The 20,186-nt window shown below is 63.6% G+C and carries 23 protein-coding genes, 1 tRNA gene and 1 pseudogene; 10 read left to right on the top strand and 15 right to left on the bottom strand.

Translation table 11 applies throughout. From position 1 onward, the window contains the following. Positions 1-20 precede the first annotated feature (20 nt). Positions 21-968: a DnaJ C-terminal domain-containing protein gene (locus NIM87_RS15155; RefSeq protein ID WP_254675540.1), complete on the top strand. Its 948-nt coding sequence runs from the start codon at positions 21-23 to the stop codon at positions 966-968. Here NIM87_RS15155 and NIM87_RS15150 read toward each other — a convergent pair. Next, the gene (locus NIM87_RS15150; RefSeq protein WP_254675539.1) at positions 965-1,900 is read right to left on the bottom strand and encodes an L-threonylcarbamoyladenylate synthase; all 936 of its coding nucleotides are present in this window, start codon (positions 1,898-1,900) and stop codon (positions 965-967) included. The genes NIM87_RS15155 and NIM87_RS15150 overlap by 4 nt on opposite strands. Before the next feature lie 64 nt (positions 1,901-1,964). Here NIM87_RS15150 and NIM87_RS15145 point away from each other — a divergent pair, with 64 nt between their 5' ends. The 4 genes from NIM87_RS15145 (at position 1,965) to NIM87_RS15130 (ending at position 4,598) form a co-directional block, all read left to right on the top strand. After that, positions 1,965-2,888 carry a histone deacetylase family protein gene (locus NIM87_RS15145; protein WP_254675538.1) on the top strand — a complete coding sequence of 308 codons (924 nt, stop codon included), beginning with the start codon at positions 1,965-1,967 and terminating at the stop codon, positions 2,886-2,888. 33 nt (positions 2,889-2,921) lie between these two features. Next, the gene (locus NIM87_RS15140) at positions 2,922-3,173 is read left to right on the top strand and encodes an exodeoxyribonuclease VII small subunit (RefSeq protein ID WP_254675537.1); all 252 of its coding nucleotides are present in this window, start codon (positions 2,922-2,924) and stop codon (positions 3,171-3,173) included. A 94-nt stretch (positions 3,174-3,267) separates the two neighbouring features. Beyond that, positions 3,268-3,867, top strand: a complete 600-nt coding sequence (locus tag NIM87_RS15135; RefSeq protein ID WP_254675536.1) for an SCO family protein — start codon at positions 3,268-3,270, stop codon at positions 3,865-3,867. Then, positions 3,864-4,598: a TlyA family RNA methyltransferase gene (locus NIM87_RS15130; RefSeq protein ID WP_332017531.1), complete on the top strand. Its 735-nt coding sequence runs from the start codon at positions 3,864-3,866 to the stop codon at positions 4,596-4,598. Before NIM87_RS15135 ends, NIM87_RS15130 begins: the two co-directional genes overlap by 4 nt. Positions 4,599-4,879: 281 nt before the next feature. On the opposite strand, the gene NIM87_RS15125 is transcribed toward NIM87_RS15130, so the two are convergent. The 3 genes from NIM87_RS15125 to uxaC all read right to left on the bottom strand — a co-directional run bounded on the left by NIM87_RS15125 (position 4,880) and on the right by uxaC (position 7,878). Continuing rightward, positions 4,880-5,386 carry a CAP domain-containing protein gene (locus tag NIM87_RS15125; RefSeq protein WP_254675535.1) on the bottom strand — a complete coding sequence of 169 codons (507 nt, stop codon included), beginning with the start codon at positions 5,384-5,386 and terminating at the stop codon, positions 4,880-4,882. Between the two features lie 4 nt (positions 5,387-5,390). Beyond that, on the bottom strand, positions 5,391-6,200 hold the full coding sequence (locus NIM87_RS15120; RefSeq protein WP_254675534.1) for an aminoglycoside phosphotransferase family protein: 810 nt from the start codon (positions 6,198-6,200) through the stop codon (positions 5,391-5,393). A 259-nt stretch (positions 6,201-6,459) separates the two neighbouring features. Further along, positions 6,460-7,878, bottom strand: a complete 1,419-nt coding sequence (uxaC, locus tag NIM87_RS15115; protein WP_254675533.1) for a glucuronate isomerase — start codon at positions 7,876-7,878, stop codon at positions 6,460-6,462. Positions 7,879-8,101: 223 nt separating this feature from the next. On the opposite strand from uxaC, the gene NIM87_RS15110 reads away from it, so the two are divergent. Then, positions 8,102-8,269, top strand: coding sequence for a hypothetical protein (locus NIM87_RS15110; protein WP_254675532.1), 168 nt, complete (start codon positions 8,102-8,104; stop codon positions 8,267-8,269). A 236-nt stretch (positions 8,270-8,505) separates the two neighbouring features. On the opposite strand, the gene NIM87_RS15105 is transcribed toward NIM87_RS15110, so the two are convergent. The 11 genes and pseudogenes from NIM87_RS15105 to NIM87_RS15055 all read right to left on the bottom strand — a co-directional run bounded on the left by NIM87_RS15105 (position 8,506) and on the right by NIM87_RS15055 (position 16,220). Beyond that, the gene (locus NIM87_RS15105; RefSeq protein ID WP_254675531.1) at positions 8,506-10,350 is read right to left on the bottom strand and encodes a bifunctional diguanylate cyclase/phosphodiesterase; all 1,845 of its coding nucleotides are present in this window, start codon (positions 10,348-10,350) and stop codon (positions 8,506-8,508) included. Between the two features lie 245 nt (positions 10,351-10,595). Next, on the bottom strand, positions 10,596-10,736 hold the full coding sequence (locus tag NIM87_RS15100; RefSeq protein ID WP_254675530.1) for a hypothetical protein: 141 nt from the start codon (positions 10,734-10,736) through the stop codon (positions 10,596-10,598). Between the two features lie 196 nt (positions 10,737-10,932). Then, positions 10,933-11,532: a hypothetical protein gene (locus NIM87_RS15095; protein WP_254675529.1), complete on the bottom strand. Its 600-nt coding sequence runs from the start codon at positions 11,530-11,532 to the stop codon at positions 10,933-10,935. Between the two features lie 178 nt (positions 11,533-11,710). Continuing rightward, positions 11,711-11,786 (bottom strand) — tRNA-Phe (locus NIM87_RS15090). A 441-nt stretch (positions 11,787-12,227) separates the two neighbouring features. Beyond that, positions 12,228-12,401 (bottom strand): DNA gyrase inhibitor YacG, encoded by a 174-nt coding sequence (gene yacG, locus NIM87_RS15085; RefSeq protein ID WP_254675528.1) that lies wholly within the window; start codon positions 12,399-12,401, stop codon positions 12,228-12,230. Then, positions 12,401-13,039 (bottom strand): Maf-like protein, encoded by a 639-nt coding sequence (locus tag NIM87_RS15080; protein WP_254675527.1) that lies wholly within the window; start codon positions 13,037-13,039, stop codon positions 12,401-12,403. The genes yacG and NIM87_RS15080 overlap by 1 nt, the downstream gene beginning before the upstream one ends. Before the next feature lie 106 nt (positions 13,040-13,145). After that, entirely contained in the window at positions 13,146-13,364 is a 219-nt protein-coding gene (gene infA / locus NIM87_RS15075; protein WP_035082742.1) for a translation initiation factor IF-1, read from the bottom strand. A 172-nt stretch (positions 13,365-13,536) separates the two neighbouring features. Next, a complete protein-coding gene (locus tag NIM87_RS15070; protein WP_332017534.1) occupies positions 13,537-13,938 on the bottom strand; it encodes an arsenate reductase/protein-tyrosine-phosphatase family protein in 402 nt (133 codons plus the stop codon). Between the two features lie 66 nt (positions 13,939-14,004). After that, positions 14,005-14,478 (bottom strand): annotated as a pseudogene (locus tag NIM87_RS15065) (UPF0262 family protein); the annotation flags it as partial. Positions 14,479-14,486: 8 nt separating this feature from the next. Continuing rightward, positions 14,487-15,779 carry a histidinol dehydrogenase gene (gene hisD / locus NIM87_RS15060; protein WP_254675526.1) on the bottom strand — a complete coding sequence of 431 codons (1,293 nt, stop codon included), beginning with the start codon at positions 15,777-15,779 and terminating at the stop codon, positions 14,487-14,489. 9 nt (positions 15,780-15,788) lie between these two features. Continuing rightward, complete coding sequence (locus NIM87_RS15055) at positions 15,789-16,220, bottom strand: DUF2948 family protein (protein ID WP_254675525.1); 432 nt, start codon at positions 16,218-16,220, stop codon at positions 15,789-15,791. 149 nt (positions 16,221-16,369) lie between these two features. Between NIM87_RS15055 and NIM87_RS15050 the strand changes: the two genes are divergently transcribed. The 4 genes from NIM87_RS15050 to NIM87_RS15035 are packed head-to-tail and all read left to right on the top strand — an operon-like array spanning position 16,370 to position 20,014. Beyond that, positions 16,370-17,011, top strand: coding sequence for a TetR/AcrR family transcriptional regulator (locus NIM87_RS15050; RefSeq protein WP_254675524.1), 642 nt, complete (start codon positions 16,370-16,372; stop codon positions 17,009-17,011). Continuing rightward, entirely contained in the window at positions 17,008-17,946 is a 939-nt protein-coding gene (locus NIM87_RS15045) for an HlyD family secretion protein (protein WP_254675523.1), read from the top strand. Before NIM87_RS15050 ends, NIM87_RS15045 begins: the two co-directional genes overlap by 4 nt. Beyond that, positions 17,943-18,881, top strand: a complete 939-nt coding sequence (locus NIM87_RS15040) for an ABC transporter ATP-binding protein (RefSeq protein WP_254675522.1) — start codon at positions 17,943-17,945, stop codon at positions 18,879-18,881. Before NIM87_RS15045 ends, NIM87_RS15040 begins: the two co-directional genes overlap by 4 nt. Beyond that, positions 18,878-20,014 carry an ABC transporter permease gene (locus NIM87_RS15035; RefSeq protein ID WP_332017530.1) on the top strand — a complete coding sequence of 379 codons (1,137 nt, stop codon included), beginning with the start codon at positions 18,878-18,880 and terminating at the stop codon, positions 20,012-20,014. The genes NIM87_RS15040 and NIM87_RS15035 overlap by 4 nt, the downstream gene beginning before the upstream one ends. Positions 20,015-20,186: the final 172 nt, after the last annotated feature.

Raw genomic sequence — 20,186 nt, 5'->3', positions numbered from 1 at the left:
CAAAGCAAAGATCGGACCTAATGCGCGATCCATACACCGTACTCGGGGTGTCGCGGTCCGCAAGCGACAAGGACATCAAGTCCGCTTATCGCAAGCTGGCCAAGCAATACCATCCCGACCAGAATCCTGACGACCCCACGGCCCACGGCAAGTTTGCCGAGGCCACGCACGCCTATGACCTTTTGAACGACAAAGCCAAGCGCGGACAGTTCGACCGTGGCGAAATCGACGCCGAGGGCAATCCGCGCTTCGCCGGCTTCGGCAATGGCGGCGCCAGCCGTGGTGCACGGCCCGGCGCGGGTGCTGGCGGCTTTTCGGCCGAGGACATCCTCAAGGAGTTCATGAGCGGCTTTGGCGGCCAGCCACGCGGTGGTCCGGGCGCCGGCGCGCGCGGGCCAGCCGGTGGTGCCCAATGGGACCCCTTCACCGGCACCGCGGCTGGCGGCGGACCGCGCAGTGGCAAGGGCGATGACATTGTGGTCACCGTCGCCATATCGCTCGAAGACGCGCACAAGGGCGCGTCGGTGCCCGTACGCATGCCTTCGGGCAAGGTGCTGTCGGTCAAGCTGCCGGACAAGGTCGAGGAAGGCCAGCAAATCCGCCTCAAAGGCCAGGGCGCCCCGAGCCCGTTTGGCGAGCCGGGCGATGCGCTGGTGACCGTGCGCTTTGAAAAGTCAAAGAGCTTCCGCAAGGATGGCAATGATGTCCGCACCGACGTGCCCGTGACGCTTTATGAAGCGGTGCTGGGTGCAAAAGTGCGAGTGCCGACCCTGGATGGATCGGTGGAACTCACCCTGCCGCCCGGCGTCGACACCGCCAAGGCACTGCGCCTCAAGGGCAAGGGGCTTTACGGCGACGGCGATCTTTATGTGAACATCCGCGTGGTGCTGCCGCCCGGCGGCGATGCGGATCTCGAAGCCCTGGCTCGTTTCATGCGTGACCAGAAGCCCTACAAGGTGCGCGATTAGCGCGGTGCTGCAGCGCGGCGCAGGCGGTCGTTGATCGCCTCGCCCAGCCCGGTTTCGGGAATGGGCGCCACCGCAATGACGCTGACGCCGGCTGCGTCCAGCTCATGCAGCATGGAAAAAAGATTGCGCGCCGCCTCGTGCAGATCACCGGTTTCCGAGAGGTTGCGGATGAGGCTGTTGTGGGGCGCCTTGGGGCCAAAGGCGAGATAGGCCTCGCCAGGCCGGGGCGTGGTATCGAGCCGCATGTGGGCATTGGGCGCGTAGTGGCTGAGCAGCATGCCGGGTGCGGAAATGGCCGCGCCTTCGGCTGCCAGTTCGACCGGCTGGCCCATCGCCTCTTCGATGGCGTCACGCGCCAGGGCTCCGGCGCGAAGTTGAATAAGCCGATCACCATCGATGGCCAAAATGGTGGATTCCACGCCGGATTTGCAGGGCCCACCATCGAGCACCGGCACCACATCACCAAAGCCGCGCCGCACCTGTTCGGCAGTGGTGGGCGACAGTTTTCCCGATGGATTGGCCGAAGGGGCGGCCAATGGCAGGCCGGTTTCCCGCAGCAGGGCCAGTGCAACCGGATGATCGGGCATGCGCAGGGCTACGGTATCCAGGCCTGCGGTCGCGACATCGGCCAGACCATGCCCTTCCCGCAGCGGCAGAACCAGACTGAGCGGACCGGGCCAGAAGGTATTGGCCAGGCGCCGGGCCAAGGGCGAAAACTGCGCCAGACGCTCGGCCATGGCGAGATCTGCGCAATGGACAATCAGCGGATTGAAGCGCGGACGTCCCTTGGTTTCGTAGATCGAAAGCACTGCATCGGCATTGGTGGCGTCGGCGCCCAGGCCATAAACGGTTTCGGTGGGAAATGCGCACAGTTTTCCGGCGCGCAGCAAAGCTGCGGCATCGGCAATGGCCTTGAGATCGAGCGTGGTCATGAGGGGGTGTTTGACAACAGGCCCTGCCCGCGTCAAGACGGGGTGAGTGCCACGGAGGCAAATGGTGTCGACGCTACTGGTCAGCCAGCCCAATTACGCCGACCATCAAACCCCACAGGGTCATCCCGAGCGGCCCGACCGCATCAGGGTGGTCGAGGAGGCGCTGGCGGGCGGGCGGTTCGCATCGCTGAAGCGCCGCAATGCCCCCTTTGGGGACCTGATGCTGGCAGAACTTGTGCATGATGGCGCCTATCTCGGCCGGCTGCGTGATGCGCGCCCGGCCGAGGGGATCGGGCAGGTCGACGCGGACACGTTCATATCGGATGGCTCGATGGACGTGATTGCCACCGGTCTAGGCGGCGCCTTGGCGGGGCTGGATGCAGTGCTGCTGGGGGAGGTCGACAACGCCTTTTGCGCCATCCGGCCACCGGGCCACCACGCAGAAATCTCAACGCCCATGGGCTTTTGCCTCATCAATACCATCGCCATCGTGGCGCGGGAGGCGCAGCGGAAATATGGGGCGGAGCGGGTGGCCATCGTTGATTTCGACGTGCATCACGGCAATGGAACGCAGGACATTTTCAAGGATGATCCAAGCGTATTCTATGCCTCGAGCCACCAGATGCCGCTCTATCCGGGTACCGGCGATCCGAGTGAAACCGGGGTCGGCAATGTGGTCAACGCGGCACTCCCACCCCATTCGGGCGGCGCGGCGATGCGGGCGGCTTATCTTGATATCATATTGCCCGCACTGGATAATTTCGCCCCCGACCTGTTGCTGATCTCGGCTGGATTTGACGCGCATATCCGCGATCCGCTGGCGCAGCTGGAGTGGGTGGACGAGGATTTCGCCTGGGTCACGGCAAAGTTGATGGAGGTCGCCGGAAGGCGCTGCGGCAATCGGATTGTGTCGCTGCTCGAAGGTGGCTATGACCTCAGGGGCCTCGCCGGGGGCGTGCGGCAACACCTGGCTGCCCTCCTGGGGTAGCGAAATGAACATATTCTGACGAGCGGAACGACAATGGCCGATACTGCACATGACGATGTCAAAACGCTGAGCTTTGAGGCCGCGCTGGAACAGCTCGAGCAGATCGTCGCCAAGCTCGAAAGCGGCAAGGCGCCGCTGGCCGAATCCATCGCCATCTATGAGCGCGGCGAGGCGCTGAAGGCGCATTGCGAGACGCTGCTCAAGACCGCCGAGGCGCGGATCGAAAAGATCACGCTCAATCGCGAGGGCAAGGCCACCGGCACCGAGCCGCTGGACGCGAACTAACCGTTTGCCGGATACCCCCACCTAGCCTCCCCCTGATAGGGGGAGGGACCGCTCCGGTGGATGAGGCGGCACACTGCCTCGAACAGGATGTGAGATGACGACCAACTCAACGCTTCGCAATTTTCGCATCGTGCTGTGGGTGCTGGTGGCGGTGGCGGCCATTGGGGCGACGGCGCTTTATGTGTTCAGGCCACCGCAGCGCCCGCTGGGCGTGACGGGGCAGGAATTTGCCCTGGCCTCGACCAAGGGTGGCACGTTTACCCAGAGCGATCTGGTGGGAAAACCGAGCCTGGTTTTCTTTGGCTATACGTTCTGCCCGGATGTGTGCCCGACGACGCTGGCCGAGACCACGGCATGGCGCGAACAGCTGGGATTGAGTGCTGACGATCTGCGGATCATCTTCGTGACGGTCGACCCCGAGCGGGACACCGCCGAAATGGTCAAAAGCTATGTCGAGGGCTTCGATCCCAGCGTCATTGGCCTGGTCGGTTCTGTCGAGGAAACCGAAAAGGCCAAGGCATCGTTCGGCGTGTTCTCGCAAAAGTCGGGAGACGTCGAGAGCGAGTTCTATCTGGTCGACCACACCGCGCTGACCTTCCTGATCGGCGCTGACGGGCGCTTTGAGGGCACGATTGCCTATGAAGAGGCCAGCGAAACCGCACGCGCCAAGATCGAGCGGCTGGTTAAGGGGTGACCCGCATCCGGCTCGACCTGGCGCTGGAACAGCGCGGGCTGATGCCCAGCCGGGCGCGCGCTCGCGACGCCATCCTGCGCGGCACGGTGCAGGTCAATGGGGAGCCGGCCAAGAAGCCCAATCAGATGGTGGGTGACGACGATGTGCTGACGCTGGACGATCCGGCGGCGGGCTATGTATCCCGTGCTGCACTCAAGCTGATCGCGGGCCTTGATGCCGGCGGAATCGATGTTGCGGGCAAGATCTGCCTTGATGTGGGATCGTCCACCGGTGGGTTCACCCAGGTGCTGCTGGAGCGGGGCGCGGCACGGGTGTTTGCGGTCGATGTGGGGCATGACCAATTGCACGAGAGCCTGCGGGGGGATTCGCGCGTGGTGAGCCTTGAAGGCACCAATGCGCGGGCGCTGGACCGGGGTAAGATCCCTCAGATCATTGATCTGGTCGTCTCTGACGTCAGCTTTGTGTCAGTGACCAAGGTGCTCGAAGCGCCGCTGGCGCTCTGCGGGCCCGTGGCGGAGGCCGTCGTGCTGTTCAAGCCGCAGTTCGAGGTCGGGCGCGAGCATGTCGGCAAGGGCGGCATCGTTACCGACCGGGCGGCGATGGAGCGGGCCATGGCCGAGGTCGTGGCGTTTGTCGAGAGCACCGGACTTTCGCTGCGCACCCAGGTGGTGTCACCGATCGCCGGGGGCGACGGCAATGTGGAGACGGTGCTGGTGTTTGGACGGGGATGAAGGGAGGGGCCGTTGAGCCCTTTGCCCCACCCCACCCTTGGTCCCTCCCTATCCAGGGGAGGGAGACGATGAACATCCGCTTCCGCGAAATTGACCGTCCAGAGCGGCGGAGGAAATGCAACAGCGCCTCCCTCCCCCTTGTGGGAAGTCCAGAAAGTGGGTGTGAATCGGGCCGTTGAGCCCTTTGCCCCACCCTACCCTTGGTCCCTCCCCATCCAGGGGAGGGAGACGATGAACATGGGGTTTTGGCCAGTCTGCGTCCTGGTGCCTGCGGGCCGGCGTCAAGCCTGTGCCCAGGCCTCGAATGGTCCGCCGGCGATGAGGGCCCAGTAGAGTTTGCCTGAATTGGTGCGGGCGAAGGCGAGGCCGAATTCGGTGAAGCGGTTGGAGAGCAGGGTGTTGCGGTGGCCCTGGGAGGCCAGCCAGCCTTCGATGGTGGTGGGCAGGGTCTTGTAGCCCTTGGCGACGTTTTCGCCGACGGCGTAGACATAGCCGGCTTCAGTGACGCGCTGGCGCAGGGTGACGCCGAGATTGTGGCTGAGCGTATCCTTGCTGGCCATGAGGCGCGCCTGGGAGCGGGCAGCGGCTTCGAGCTGTCCGTTATAAGACCAGGCGCCGGCGCCATTGGCCCGGCGCACCGCGTTGATGGTCGAAATGATCTGGTCCCGGGTCAAGTCCTCGGGGCGATCCGACGTTTTTGCCGGGAGCGGTGGAATGGTGGACGCGCAGGCCGAAAGCAGCGCGGTCGCCCCCAAAGCCAGAACAGCACGGCGGGTGTAACTTGGCATTCGGTCAGGCCTGATCATATGCGCTCAACAGATTGGGCAGGATGGCAAGATCGGCGGTTATGGGATTGCCGGCGGCCAGATCCCAGCAGACCGAGAGGCCCGAATGGGCTGCGGCAAAGCCCAGCAGGCGCTTGCGATTGAGCCCCAGCCGCGCCGAAAACACATCGGCCATGGCGTTGATGCGCTTGGGATCGGCAACCAATTTGGTGGCGCCGAACGGGTTGCGGAAGGCATTGGCCAATTCGTAATGCGGATCACCGATCAACCCCTTGGGATCAATGGCCAGCCAGCCGCGATCCGAGGAGAGGATGTTGTCATGGTGCAGATCACCATGCAGCGGGGTTTCGGGCATGGGCTTGTCGAAGAGTTTGAGCGCAATACCGGCAGAGCGCGCGTAAAGATCGCGCGCCGTGTGCGGCCAGGCGCGCACGTCGGTCTTGAACAGCGCCTCGAAGCGCTGGCGCAGGTCCTGCAAGCCCTCGGGCTGATCTGGCCGGGGCCGGTGGAGATTGGCAACCAAGGTCGCGATGGCGATGGTGGCCTCGTCGTCGCGACCGGCGCGCGCCGCATCACCCAGGGTGCCGCCATCGAGCCATTCCATGAAAATGGTATCGCCGTGGATATCAAAAACCGTGGCGGCGCCATCGCCGGAATACCATTGCAGGAGGCGGGCGCCCCTGCCCTCTTCCTCGGCCACGACGGATTTGAGGATTTTCAGCGCCGCGAAATTGCGGCCGTTCTGCTCGACGCGAAAAATCCAGCTGCGATCGGTTTCGGCAACCGGCGTGGACTTGGTCAGAGACCAGCGGATCATGGCACGGCTCAAGGCCGTTTCGACGGGAGAGTGATTCACCATGGCGCCATTAAAGCAGAAGCCGGAGCGGGATTCGACGGGTTCCGTGAGGTGGCGCGCAAAGGTGATGGAAGTGAGGCGGGAATCATTTCGTTGGATACCCTCACCTAACCTCCCCCTGATAGGGGGGAGGGACCGATCGCGCTTGGCTTCGATATCAAGCCCATCTCAAGGCTCCCCCTCCCCCTGTCAGGGGGAGGCCGGGTGGGGCGCGCTTCGCCTACTTGAGCTTGTAGGCGTCCTTGGCGGCCTGGTAGCTGAGGTGCCTGGCGATGTCTTCGGCCGAAGACTTGCTGAGGCGGTGTTCGGCGACCCAATTGGCGAGGAAGCCGCAGACTTCGCGGCGCCAGACGTCGTGGCGCGCCGGAATGGAGAGCAAGGCGCGGGTGTCGTCGTTGAAGCCGGCGAGATTGTAAAAGCCAGCGGTTTCCACCACCTGGTCGAGGTAGCGGCGGATGCCCTGCGGGCTATCGTGGAACCACCAGGGCGGGCCAATCATCAGGCTTGGCCAATAGCCGGCCATGGGGGCCAGTTCGCGGGCATAAGTGGTTTCGTCGAGGACAAACATGATGAGCTTGAGGTTCGGCTCGTTGCCGCAACGGCTCAGCAGTGCCTTCATGCCCCCGACATAATCGGTGGGGCCGGGAATGTCGGCGCCAAGGTCAGCGCCACGCTCGGTGAACAGAAGCGGATCGGTGTTGCGGCGGGAGCCGGCGTGGATCTGCATGACCATGCCATCTTCGACCGAGAGCAGCGCCATTTCGGTCATCATCTGGGCGCGGAACAACTCGGCATCATGCGCGTCGTGCTTGCCGGCGAGCACCTTGTCGAGCAGGGCCTGCTTTTCGACAAGCGGCAGATCGGCGGTGTTGGCGGTGGGCACACCATGATCGGTGGCGACAGCGCCGAAGCGGCGGAAGTATTCGCGGCGCTTGCGGTGGGCGTTGATCAGGCCATCCCATTTGCTGATGTCCTCGCCAGTCAGGTCGCCGAATTTTTTGAGATTGTCGACAATGGCGGGGCGGCTGGGGTCGGTGACGTCATCGGGGCGATAGGTGGTGCGCACCTGGCCGATGAGGCCCTGATCGGCCATGGACTGGTGATGGACCAGCGGGTCGAGGGCGAATTCGGTGGTGGCGATGACCTCGACCTTGAAGCGCTCGAGGATCGCCCGGGGCAGCAGCTCGGGGGTGCCGAGCTTGGCGTCGATGGCATCGAAAATGCTGTCGGCCGTGGCGCCGGAAAGTTCTTCGGTGATGCCGAAGACGGCGTGCAGCGAGTGATCGACCCAGGTTTTTGAGGGCGTGCCGGCAAACAGATAATAGTTCTCGGCAAACAGGCGCCAGGCCTTGCGCTGGTCGGGCTCGAACCACTGGCCATCCTTGCGGGGAATGCCGAGGGCGTCATAGCTGATGCCGCGGCTTTTGAGCATGCGCAGCACATAATGGTCAGGCGTGAGGAACAGCGCCGTGGGGCTGGCAAAGCGACCATTCTGGGCGAACCAGGACGGATCGGTGTGGCCATGGGGACTGATGAGGGGCAGGTCGCGGACCGCCGGATAGAGATCGCGCGCGATGGAACGCGCCGGCTCGGAGGCGGGGAAGAGACGCTCGGGGTGCAAATGGCTTGGCTGGGTCATGGGCGTGGTTGTGGCATGTTCGCCCGGCGGTTTCAATATCTTCCATACAAGATGCAGACGGATAGCGTTTGAAACAAATTAACTGCGTTGCAAGGCAGTCGTTCAGCATGGGTGTGAATGGACGTAGGCTTGGGCTGAAAAGGGTGAGAAACGGCCCAGCAAGGCGGCTGCCCGGCAAGACCAGGGGCGTTCAGGCGAACGCCGGATGTGGTAGGGCGGACCCATGGCAAACCTTTATCCAGAGCAGTTCGGCGCAGACCTCGTGACGTTGAAACGGACCCTTGGCCGCAGTGCCAGGGCCCAGCGGGTGCGGATCATGCTGGTGGCCTCGGGGGCTTGCGCGTTCGGCATGGTCGCGGTGATGGCCACCGTGCTGGCGTATCTGATCTAACCTGCCTGCCCCAAGCGGATGCGCGATGGCCAGCCCTTGAACCGGCTGCGCACCGACCTATCTAGAAGGGCAAGGAAGCAGCACTCCCCCCAATGCGCTTCCCAACCGCTCGGCACATAACATGCGCGTGGGGCGCGGTCCCTCCCTCGACGACCCGCGCAGCACAGTGCCAGAGCTCATAGGCCCGGATACCCCAAATGGCGGTATCCGGGCCTTTTTCATGGTGGATGACCTGATCAGGCGATGGCCCGGGCGTGACGCGGCACGGGGTGTTTCTGGCCAAACAGGCGCAGCATCTGGGTGACATCGTCGGCCGGCACCGGACGGGAGAAGAGGTAACCCTGCCCCATGAGGCAACCGAACTGGCGCAGCACCGCGGCCTGCTGGGCGGTTTCGATACCCTCGGCAATGACCCGCATATCGAGCCGGCTGGCAATATCGAGGAGCGCACGCACCACGACTTCGCTCGGCTGGTCGGAGCCCAGCTTTTCGACGAAGGACCGGTCAATCTTGATGACGTCGACGGGGAAGCTGAGCAGATGGGTGAGCGAGGCAAAGCCGGTGCCGAAATCGTCCAGGGCCACCAGGATCCCCTGATCGCGCAGACACTCGACGGCGCGCGGCACGGCCTGATCGCTGCCGCCCATGAATACCGATTCGTTGACCTCAAGCACCACATGGCTCAGGGGCACATTATGGGCGGCAAAGAGCGAACCGACGCGTTCGGCCAGATCGCCGCGCTGGAAATCGCCGGTGGTGACATTGACGCCCACATGCTGGAAGGGAATGCCCTGATCGAGCCAGGCACGGACGTCGCGGGCGACGTGATCGAGCATCTGCCCGGTCAGTTGGTAGGCGATGCGCGGGTCATCGAGCGCGGCGTGGAAAGCACCGGCAGGCACCACGGTGCCATCGGGCAGGACCAGCCGCGCCAGGGCCTCGAGACCGACGATCTCGGCCGTTTCGAGCCGCACGATGGGCTGGTAGTGCGGCACAACGCTGCCCTCGGCCATGGCAGCATCGAGCCGGCGCACCATGGAGATGCGCTCAACCATGGCGGTGCGCAGGCCGGGCCGGAAGCCCACATAGCCACCGCGATGGGTCTGCTTGGCCTGGTAGAGCGCGAAATCGGCATTCTGGCTGATGGTGTCGGCGTCGCGGCCATCGACGCCATATAGCGCGCCGCCCAGCGTCACATGGGCATCGATGCTCTGGTCGCCCACCAGGACCATGCCCGACACCGCCGCCAGCGCCCTGTTGGCCACCGCCTCAAGCGCGGCATGATCGGCGCAGCCATCGACCAGCATGGCAATTTCGTCGCCACCCAGGCGACAGGGCAGGATTTCCGGGCGGCAGGCAGACAGGCGCGCGGCGATGGTGCGGATCAGCGCATCGCCGGCGGCATGACCAATGCTGTCGTTGACCAGCTTGAGATGGTCGATGTCGAGGAGGATGAGGCCAAAGGGCTCGCCCAGCAGGGTCCGCTCGGCCAGCTTGGCGTTGAAATGGGCGCGGTTGGGCAGGTCTGTCAGGACATCGAAATAGGCGAGGTGATGGTTCCTGGCCTGAACCCGCTCGTGTTCGATGGCGAGGGCACAGAGCTGCACGCAGGTCTCGACGATCTGGCGTTCGAGATCGGTGGGGCCGCGTTTGGTGCCATAGTAGAAGGCGAAGGTGCCGATCACCTGGCCATCGGCATTGCGGATGGGGCTCGACCAGCTGGCGAGCAGGCCAAGCGGCAGGGCCAGGCCCTTGTAATCCTCCCAGAGCGGATCGGTGGCGATATCGGTGACGATAACCGGCTCTTTGCGCCAGGCCGCAGTGCCGCAGGACCCCGCCTTGGGGCCGATGGACAGGCCGTCAACGGCGCTCGAAAACTGGGGCGGCAAGCTGGGGCCAGCCAGCGGGCGGACCTTTCCATTGTCGTCTATGAGCAGAATGGAGCAGGTGACCCCGGGGACAAAACTTTCGACGCGACGGCACAAGATGGCACCGACTTCGCCCAGTTGTTCTCCACGCGCAACGGCCTCCAAGACTTCCGTCTGAACGCGGAGCAATAGTTCTGTATCGCCCGCCAACATAGTCCGCCCCCAAAGTGCAGAGCGGTCAATCTAGACTTGGCCATGTAAAGGGAGTGTTTGCAGACGAATAAAATTTTCGACAATTTGACGAAATATTTCGCGCGAGGTTCGGACCGCGGTCATGATGAGCGCTTTCCGGCATGCCTATTGGCTTTTGAACGTCTCCACTATTCGGCCTCCAAAAGCATCAAATGTCCTCGTGGCGTCCCAAAGGCCTGCCATTGCGCCGATGCCAGGAGCGAGGATCAGGGTTTCGAAGGCTTAGTCGTACCGGGCTGTTCCTGCTTGGAGCCATCCTGTTTGCGGCCCAGATCATCGATGTTGTCGTCCTGCTGTTCGCCGGTGCCGGTTTCGAGCGGCGCTGGTTTCGGTTTCTCTTTGGTCATGGCGGCCTCCTGCCTTTGAACACAAGGACAAGAGTTCGGCGGCCAATTGGTTCAAATCGAAAAATGATGTTTCTGGGGCATACGCGCAGCGGCTGTTCTGGGACATGGCTTCAGAAGGTGGGCAGGGCGGCTTCATGATCGAGTTCGCACTGCGAACCGGGGTGCGAACTGCAAAACCTAGTCCTGTCAGTTGGCCTCACTCGCCGCTGGGCACTCTGACCATAGAGGCCTCCCGCTTCCGGGATTGCCGTTCCCATCGCCCGCCATCCCTTGGCGGCCTTGCAACGGCGCCCGGCCAGAGTATGGAGAAGTGATCAGGGTGCGTGATCTTTTGATCCAGCCAGAGCCAATAGGCGCGACAGTGCGTAAAATACTGCTCTAGCGCTGTGAGCGTTTCGACCGTGTGCCGTCGCCAATTGAGATCGTCGATGCTTCCAGGCATCGCGAACATGTCCTTGGCCTTAACGGTGACCAACACGCCGTCCCCAAAGTCTCCGTAGTGGCAATGAGCAAAATAGTTTCTGGTCTCGCGACAGAACTCCATAGCGCTGATCGCCTGGTCGAATTCGTCTGCAAGCCCCAATGCCACGAATTTACCGCGTGCAAGCTTTTGAACCACGACGATGCGCCGCATTTCCGACTGCACTTCCTCAAGCGCGTCAAGCAGCTGGAACATCATGCCCATGGCCTTGCCAACAGCTGAGACCATGGAGATGTCGATCTCCCCGTAACCGACCACCATTTGGCCGATGAGAGATGCTTCACTCGGAAAGGCGTGAAGAGCAGGGTTGATCATATCGTATTCAGCCGCACTCTGGTTCTCCCAGGTCGCGCCGTTGTCGCGTGGCGCAGCCGTACGATAGCGGACGGCGCTGGATTCTCAATGACTTAGCTGGACGCAACATGCGCGACATGGAACGCGACCGAGACAGCAGAGGCCTACAATCAAGTTACTGATTTCATTGGGGAAGTGGTGGTGCCCAGAGCCGGAATCGAACCAGCGACACGCGGATTTTCAATCCGCTGCTCTACCAACTGAGCTATCTGGGCATCAGGGCTTTCGCGAACTTTGGCCGCGAGCCACGGGCCTTATAGGGGAACGGTTTTTGCCGCGCAAGCGGGAAAAGGTGGTGTGGATAAAGGGAGTTCGCAGACTGCAGGAAGCCCCCCCACCCGGCGCGCTGCGCCGACCTCTCCCCCAGAGGGAGAGGTGAAGGCTAGACCGTTTCACGTTTAGCTGAACGCGCTGCCCTCTTTCCTCCCTCCCCCTTGTGGGGATGGTAGCGACGCTAGGCCGACAGGCCATAGCAGAGCTGGGGTGGGGGTGACGCGACCTCCAAAGGCTCCGAGCAAGAGGGCATGCCGACACCCCCACCCTCGGTCCTTCTCTTCTCAAACCTCTCCACCGGAGAGGTTTGCCCTTCGGGACGGGTCGAAGCCCACAAGGGGGAGGGAGGCGATGGAACCGCGTCCGCCTGACTGCGAAATGATCTAGTTTTCTTCGTCCGTGTCCGGGAGCGGTTCGTCGTCCCGGGCGGGGATGACGTAATTGCCGGTGAGCCAGCGGTTGAGGTCGACATCGGCGCAGCGCTTCGAGCAGAAAGGCTTGAACTCTTCCACCATGGGTTTGCCGCAGATCGGGCATTTTTTTGGAGACTGGGACATCAGACGCCCGACAGGCTCGACTGGTTGAGCCAGTTGAAATGCACCGGATAGCCCTCGCCAGCGAGGAGCTGGGTGGTTTCGTGCAGCGGCAGGCCGACGACGGCCGAATAGGAGCCCGAGAGCTTGACGACAAAGGCGCCGGCGATGCCCTGGATGGCATAGCCGCCAGCCTTGTCGCGCCATTCGGCGCTGGCGAGATAGGCTTCCATCTCGCGCGAGGAGAGGCGCTTGAAGCGGATGCGGGTTTCGACCAGGCGGTGGCGGCGGGCGCCCGAGGGGGTAATAAGGGTCACCCCGGTATAGACGCGATGGGCCCGGCCCGAGAGCAGGCGGAGGCAATCGGATGCCTCTTCCATGGTCTCGGCCTTGGGCAGGATACGGCGACCAACGGCAACCACCGTATCGGCGGCCAGCACCATGGAATTGGCGCCAAAGCCGGCGACGCTGGCCTTGTGGCGCGCGGTGAGCGCCTTCAGGTCAGCCAGACGCTGCGCCAGCTTGCGCGGCAGTTCGCCTTTTTCAGGAGTTTCATCGACATGGGCCGGCACCAGATGTTCAGGCTCGATGCCAATCTGGTTCAACAGGGCCAGCCGACGCGGCGAAGCGGAGGCCAGAATCAGGTCGGGACGTCCGGCCATCTAGATCATGCTCCTGGATAACCCCGGCCCTTCGCATGGCTCAGGGCGTTCGTTGCTCAAAACGATCCACTGGATTGTTTTGCCCGCCCCGAAGGGCGGTCGCGCCTTACTTGAATCGATAGGTAATGCGACCCTTGGTGAGGTCGTAGGGGGTCATTTCGCACAGCACCTTGTCGCCAGCGAGAACACGAATGCGGTTCTTGCGCATGCGGCCGGCGGTATGCGCGATGATCTCGTGTTCGTTTTCAAGCTTCACACGGAACGTCGCGTTGGGTAGCAATTCGGTGACCACGCCCGGAAACTCGAGCACTTCTTCCTTGGCCATACTTTCTCCTGAGAAGGTCTCGTGCGCCATCATTGGCTGGCCGAGACCGCAAAATCGGGCGGAACCTACTTCAATTCATTGGTTTTGTGAACCACTTGCCCCATGCGCTGTCATAAAGTGACGGCAGGCAGGCGCAAGTGATTGTTTTGTCAGAGCCTGAACCGGCCAAGGCTCAGGCGACCAGTGGCTCCAAACGGGCGCGGACGCGCTTGCGCAAGCTGTCGCGCAGGTCGCGATAGGCATTGAGCACCAGCTCGCGATTGCCCTCGACCAGCGAAGGGTCGTCCACCTGCCATTGCTCGATGGCCCCGGCCTCGAGCCCCTTGCGTTCGACCGCCTCGGGGGCGTCGTCCGACAGGGTGATGACAAGGTCAAAATGGTTGGCCACCAGCTCATCGAGAATGTGGGGCGTGTGGACGCTCATATCAATACCCACCTCCTCCATCACCTCATGCACGAACTGGTCGGCCTTGCCGCCATTGACGCCCACCGAACGGGCGATGACACGGCCGGGAAAAGCCTGGCGGGCCAGGGCCGCGGCCATGGGTGAGCGCACCGAATTCATCGAGCACACGAAGAGCACCGTGGGCAATTGACTGGTCGCCTCGTCGATGCGGGAGGCATAGGGCTGGACGGCGCAGATCAGGGTGAACAGGCGCCGGGCGGTGTTGAGGTCGATGATGATCTTATTGGTCAGCCGCGAGCGCAAAAGTTCGGCGGCCTCGTTGTGCATGCCGCGCCGGGCCATGTCGACGGTTTCGATCTGGAACGGCTGGGCCGAGCGGATGGCCTCGTAATAGGCGTCGCGGATGCGGAAATAATCGCGGATCAGCCGGCGGAACGGGGTGAGCGAAAGATAGTGCGCGGCAATGGGCTGGAAGGTCTCGGGGTGGCGCACATCGAGCAGGATGTAATTGCCGATGATCGAGATATGCAGCGCAAATGGCCCGGTGGCGCTGACGCGGGCGGGCCTGAACTCATTGTCCTCAAGCAGATCATAAATGGCGATGCGCCATTCATGCACCTCGTCGGGATTGATCGAGGTGATGGTATTGGGGTCGAGCGTGACGGTGACCAGTCTATTGCTGTCGGTCGTCACCGGCTCTGTGCCCATGGTTATGCTCACCGATTGAGCCGGATGGAAATCGAGCGGCCATGGCCGTCGAGGTCTTCGACCCCGGCAATGGTCACCGCGGGTTCGGCCAGCGCCGCCAGCGCGGATGGCGTGCAGCCCAGGAGCGAGGTGCGCTTCATGAAATCGAGCACGCCCAGGCCCGAGGCGAAGCGCGCCGAGCGGGCGGTGGGCAGCACATGGTTGGAGCCGCCGACATAATCGCCAATGGCCTCGGGGGTGTGATGACCAAGAAAGATCGCGCCGGCATGGCGGATTTTCGAGACCAGCGCTTGCGGGTCGTCGGTGGCGATTTCGACGTGTTCGGAGGCGATGCGATTGGCCAGCTCGGTGGCCTCGTCGAGCGAGGCGACGGTGATGATGGCACCGAATTCATCCCAACCATCGCGGGCGAGAGCTTGCTTGGGCAAGAGGGACAACTGACGATCCACCTCGCGCTCCACGGCGTCGGCAAGCCGGGGATCGGTGGTGACGAGAATGGACTGGGCCCCTGCCCCGTGTTCGGCCTGGGCGATGAGATCGGCGGCGACCCAGGCGGGATTGGCTGAGCTATCGGCAATAACCAGCACTTCGGAGGGGCCGGCGATCATATCGATGCCGACCTGGCCGAAGACCTGACGCTTGGCGGTGGCGACATAGGCATTGCCGGGACCGGTGACTTTATCGACGCGGGCAATGGAATCGGTGCCATAGGCGAGCGCGGCCACGGCCTGGGCGCCGCCAATGCGGTAGATTTCGGTGATGCCGGCGATCTGGGCGGCGGCCAATACGGTGGGGTTGATCTCGCCATTGGGCGTGGGCACGACCATGGCAATGCGCTTGACCCCGGCCACATGGGCGGGCACGGCGTTCATCAGCACCGAAGAAGGATAGGAGGCCAGGCCTCCCGGAACATAGATGCCCACCGCGTCAACCGGCGTCCAGCGCGACCCAAGGGTCACGCCCAGATCGTCGGTATAGACGCTGTCCTGCGGCTTCTGCTTTTCATGGTGCGCCTTGATGCGGTCATGCGCGGTCTGCAAAGCGGCGCGCACATTGGCCGGCACCTGGGCAGCGGCGGCTGCGATTTCGTCGGGTGAGAAAGTCAGCGTCGTGGGGGTGACACCGGCCTTGTCGAACCGATTGGTCAGCTCGGCAACGGCCAGATCGCCTCGCGCCCGCACATCGGCAATGATGCCGGCGACCGTGTCATTGACGTCCTGACTGGCTTCGCGCTTGCCGGCCAGCAGTTGAGAAAAGCGCAGTTCAAAATCGGCCTGGGCGCTATCGAGGCGAAGAGGCATGGCGGGCTTTCAGTCCAGAGTATGGGAGGGCTTGGCCGAGGCGGCCCAGGCCGCGCCCATATCGGCGAGGCGGGCTTCGAGGAAATCCACGGTGAGGCGCACCGTGCCCCCGCCGGCAAAGCGCAGCTCGACAATGCCGGCCGGCGCGTCACCAGGCAGGAAGCTGATCGAGAGCAGGTTCAACACGCCCTCGGGTGCCGTGGGATCGAACCCGGCAAAGGCGGCATGGCTGACGCCGCTGAAATGCAGTGCCGCGCGCTTGCGCAGGCCCTTGGCGCGGGGTTTGTCGCTTTCCCAGTCGAACCGGTTCATCAGCAGGGCAAAGCGTCGGTCGCGCCGGGCATAGCCCATGTCGGCAACACGGATAATGGCATCCTGCGCGTGGGCGGATACGACTTCGAGGTCTTCGGTATCAAGCGCGATTAGCTTGAGATCGGTCATGAGCGAGGCCCTGTTGGGATAATGGTCGACCCTATCTGGTCACGACACTCCCGATCTACAAGTTTGCGGGCCATGGGGCAATGCGCCTGTGCAGAGCGGCGCACAGACTCTTCTTGATAACTGACCAGTCAGTCAGTTATAGTGGCGACATGAAGAGCGAAAAGAAATTCAGCAGACGGGCCGAGGCGCGGCCGGACGAAGTGCTCGACGCGGCCATGGCGGTGTTCGCGGAGAGGGGCTTTGCCGGTGCCAAGATGGACGATATCGCCCGGCGCGCGGGCATCTCCAAAGGCACGGTCTATCTCTACTTCGCCTCCAAGGAGGCGTTGATCGAGGGCATCGTGCAGCGCGCCGTAGCGCCCATTGCCAGTGGCGCCCTGCCCCAGCTCGCCGCCTTCGAGGGCGATCCGCGCCTGCCCATCACCATGTTGCTCAAGACCATAGCGGGGCTGTTGAGCGACCCGGCCCGACTGGCCATTCCGCGCCTGTTCCTGCGCGAGGGCATGAATATCCCCGGCATGGCCGACATCTACCGCCGCGACGTACTGGACAAGGCCATGCCAGTGCTGACGGGCCTGGTGGAACGCGGGGTCGCATCGGGACATCTGCGGGCGGTGGACCCCGAGCTGACGGTGCGCTCGATCATTGGGCCGCTGATCGCCCATGTGGCGCTGAGCGAAATTTTCGGCATTCGCCCCGAGGATGGTTTGGCGCTCGAGCGGCTCATAGACAACCACCTCGACATCCTGTTTGGCGGGATTTCGGCGAACCCATCGGAAGGTACGCCATGAACGAGTTTCTTGCAGGGCTGATAGCCGCCGTATTGTCCGTGTTTTCCCCTGTGGCAGAGCCGGTCGGCTATAGCGGCTATCTCGAAGCCGATTATGTCTATGTGGCGCCGGTGAGCGCGGGGCGGATCATGACGCTCGACGCCGAGGAAGGACAGACGGTGGCCGCAGGCGACGCGCTGTTCACCCTGGATGCAACGCAGCAGAAGAACCTGCTCGACGCGGCCATGGCGCGGGTTTCGGCGGCCCGAGCAACGCTTGAAAACCTCGAAACCGGCGGCCGGAGCGAAGAGCTGGACGTGATCCGGGCGACGCTGGCCAAGGCCGAAGCGGACCTGGGGCAGGCGCAGTCCAACCTGGGCCGCAGCGAGCGCCTTGTGGAAGCCGGCACCGTGCCCAGCGTGCGGCTGGAGCAGGACCGCACGGCGTTGGCCTCGGCCCAGGCGCAGGTGAACCAATTGCGGGCGCAATTGGCGGTGGCCGGACTGCCGGCACGCAATGCCCAGCAGGTGGCCGCAGAAGCCAATCTGAGCGCCGCCGAGGCCGATGCCGAGCGCGCCCGGCAGGACGTGGATGAGCGGACCATAGAGGCGCCGGTGGCGGGCATGGTGGACCAGGTGTTCTTCCGGGTTGGCGAGGTTGCGGGGACCGGCGCGCCCGTGATCGCCATGCTGCCCCAGGGGCCGCTCGAGGTGTGGTTCTTCGTGCCGGAGGTCGAGCGCGCCGCCATGGCGGTGGGTGCCAAGGTGACGGTAACATGCGATGGCTGCCTTAGCGGGCAGACGGCCTCGATCACCCACATCGCCAGCGAACCGCAGACGACGCCCCCGGTGATCTATTCGCGCGAGGAACGCAGCCGCCTGATCTACCTGGTCAAGGCCCGGCTGGAGAGCGCCAATACGCTGCAGCCCGGGCAACCGGTAACGGTGCTGCCATGAGCGCGCCGCTGGTCATCGACGTGCGGGGGTTGACCAAGCGTTTCGGCGACAAGACGGTGGTCGACCATTTCGACATCGCGGTGCCGCGCGGCGCCATTTATGGCTTTCTCGGCCCCAATGGCTCGGGCAAGACCACCACCATCCGCATGCTGTGCGGGCTGCTGACGCCCGACGAGGGGGATGGGCAATGCCTGGGATTCGATGTGCGGCGCGAGGCGCCCCGCATCAAGACCCAGGTGGGCTACATGACGCAGAGGTTCAGCCTCTATGAGGACCTGACCATAAGGGAAAACCTCGATTTCGTGGCGCGCATGTATGGCGTGGCCGACCGGCGCAAGCGGGTGACGCGGGCACTGGAGGACCTGGGACTGGCGGATCGTTCGGGACAATTGGCCGGCACGCTTTCGGGTGGCTGGAAACAGCGGCTGGCGCTGGCCGCCTGCCTAATCCACGACCCCAAGCTGCTGCTGCTCGATGAGCCGACTGCAGGCGTCGACCCCAAGGCACGGCGCGATTTCTGGGATGAAATTCGGCGACTCAGCAAGGCGGGCGTCACGGTGCTGGTGTCGACCCATTACATGGACGAAGCCATTCAGTGCGATTTCATCACCTATATCGCCTATGGCAAGAAGCTGATCGACGGGCCGGCGACCCAGATTCCCACCATTGTGGGCCTCAGCACATGGCGGGCCGAGGGGCCCAATCTGGTGGCGCTGGAGGCGGCACTGCAGGGCCAGCCCGGCGTCGCCCAGGTGGCGCGGTTCGGCTCGGCGCTGCATGTCTCGGGGACCGATGCCACGCAGTTGGAAGCCACCGTGCGCCGGTTTGAGGCGGAAGGCGGCCAGCACTGGAGCAAGGTGCCGGCGGGGCTGGAAGAGGCGTTTATCCACCTGATGGCGGGGGCGCGGGACAATTTCTCGCGCGATGCGGCATGAGCATGGGATTTTCCGTAAACCGGTTCCTGGCGGTGCTGCTCAAGGAATTCATCCAGATGCGGCGCGACCGGGTGACCTTCGCCATGATGATCGGCCTGCCGATCATCCAGCTCATGCTGTTCGGCTTTGCCATCAATGCCGATCCGCGGCACCTGCCCACGCTGGTGGAGGTCAATGACGAGGGACCGCTGACCCGAGCGCTGCTGGCGGGCATGCAGACCTCGGGCTATTTCGACTTTGTCGGCCAGGTGCGCGGCCCGGCAGCGGGCGAGGAGGCGCTGCGCCGCGGCCAAGCCAATTTCGTCATTGTCATTCCCGACGATTTCGCCCGCGATGTGGTGCGAGGCCTCAGGCCCACGGTGCTGGTCGCCGCCGATGCCTCCGATCCATCGGCCGTTGCCGGGGCCGCGGCGGCGATGAGCGGCATTGTCAGCAATGCCATGGCTCAGACGCTGACCGGCCCCCTGGCGCAGGCGGCGGGCACCCCAGCCCCGTTCGAAGTGGTGGTGCATCGCGAGTACAATCCTGAGGGCCGCACCTCGACCAATATCGTGCCGGGCCTTCTGGCCATCATCCTGTCGATGACCATGGTGATGATCACCGCCGTGGCCATCGTCAAAGAGCGCGAGCGGGGCACGATGGAAATGCTGATTTCCACCCCGGTGCGACCGGCCGAGGTGATGCTGGGCAAGATATTGCCCTATGTGCTGGTGGGCTATGTGCAGACGGCGGTGTTCATGGTGGCCGCCTTTGCGGTGTTCAACGTGCCCTTTACCGGCACATTCATGGCCTTTTTCTACGGCTTCAACCTGTTCGTTCTGGGCAATCTGGCGCTGGGCTTCCTGATCTCGACGCTGGCCCACAACCAGATGCAGGCCATGCAGCTGAGCTTTTTCACCATCCTGCCGTCCATCCTGCTCTCGGGCTTCATGTTCCCCTTTGCCGGCATGCCAGGCTGGGCGCAGACCCTGGGCACCGGCGTTCCGGCCACCCATTTCATCCGATTGATCCGCAAGGTGATGCTCAAGGGTGCCGGCACCATAGACGTGTCGGCAGAACTGGTGGCGCTGGGCGTGATCGTGCTGGTGATCAGCCTGATGGCCATGCTGCGCTATCGGCAGACGCTGGATTGAGGATGGGAAGGGAGGCGAGACCGGTGGTGTTGCGAGTGCGCGGCCAAGGCCCCCTCACCCGCCGGCTGCGCCGTCGACCTCTCCCCAAAGGGAGAGGTATCGCCTGGCGAATTTGCGGTACACGTTGCCCCGCCATTCGAGCAGCCAGTCGAGCACAGCTCTCCTGGCCTTC

Source organism: Devosia ureilytica (assembly GCF_024273195.1).
GTDB classification, from domain to species: domain Bacteria; phylum Pseudomonadota; class Alphaproteobacteria; order Rhizobiales; family Devosiaceae; genus Devosia; species Devosia ureilytica.
The sequence above is the reverse complement of the archived record's forward strand: the minus strand, read 5'-3'. Positions and strand labels throughout refer to the sequence as shown.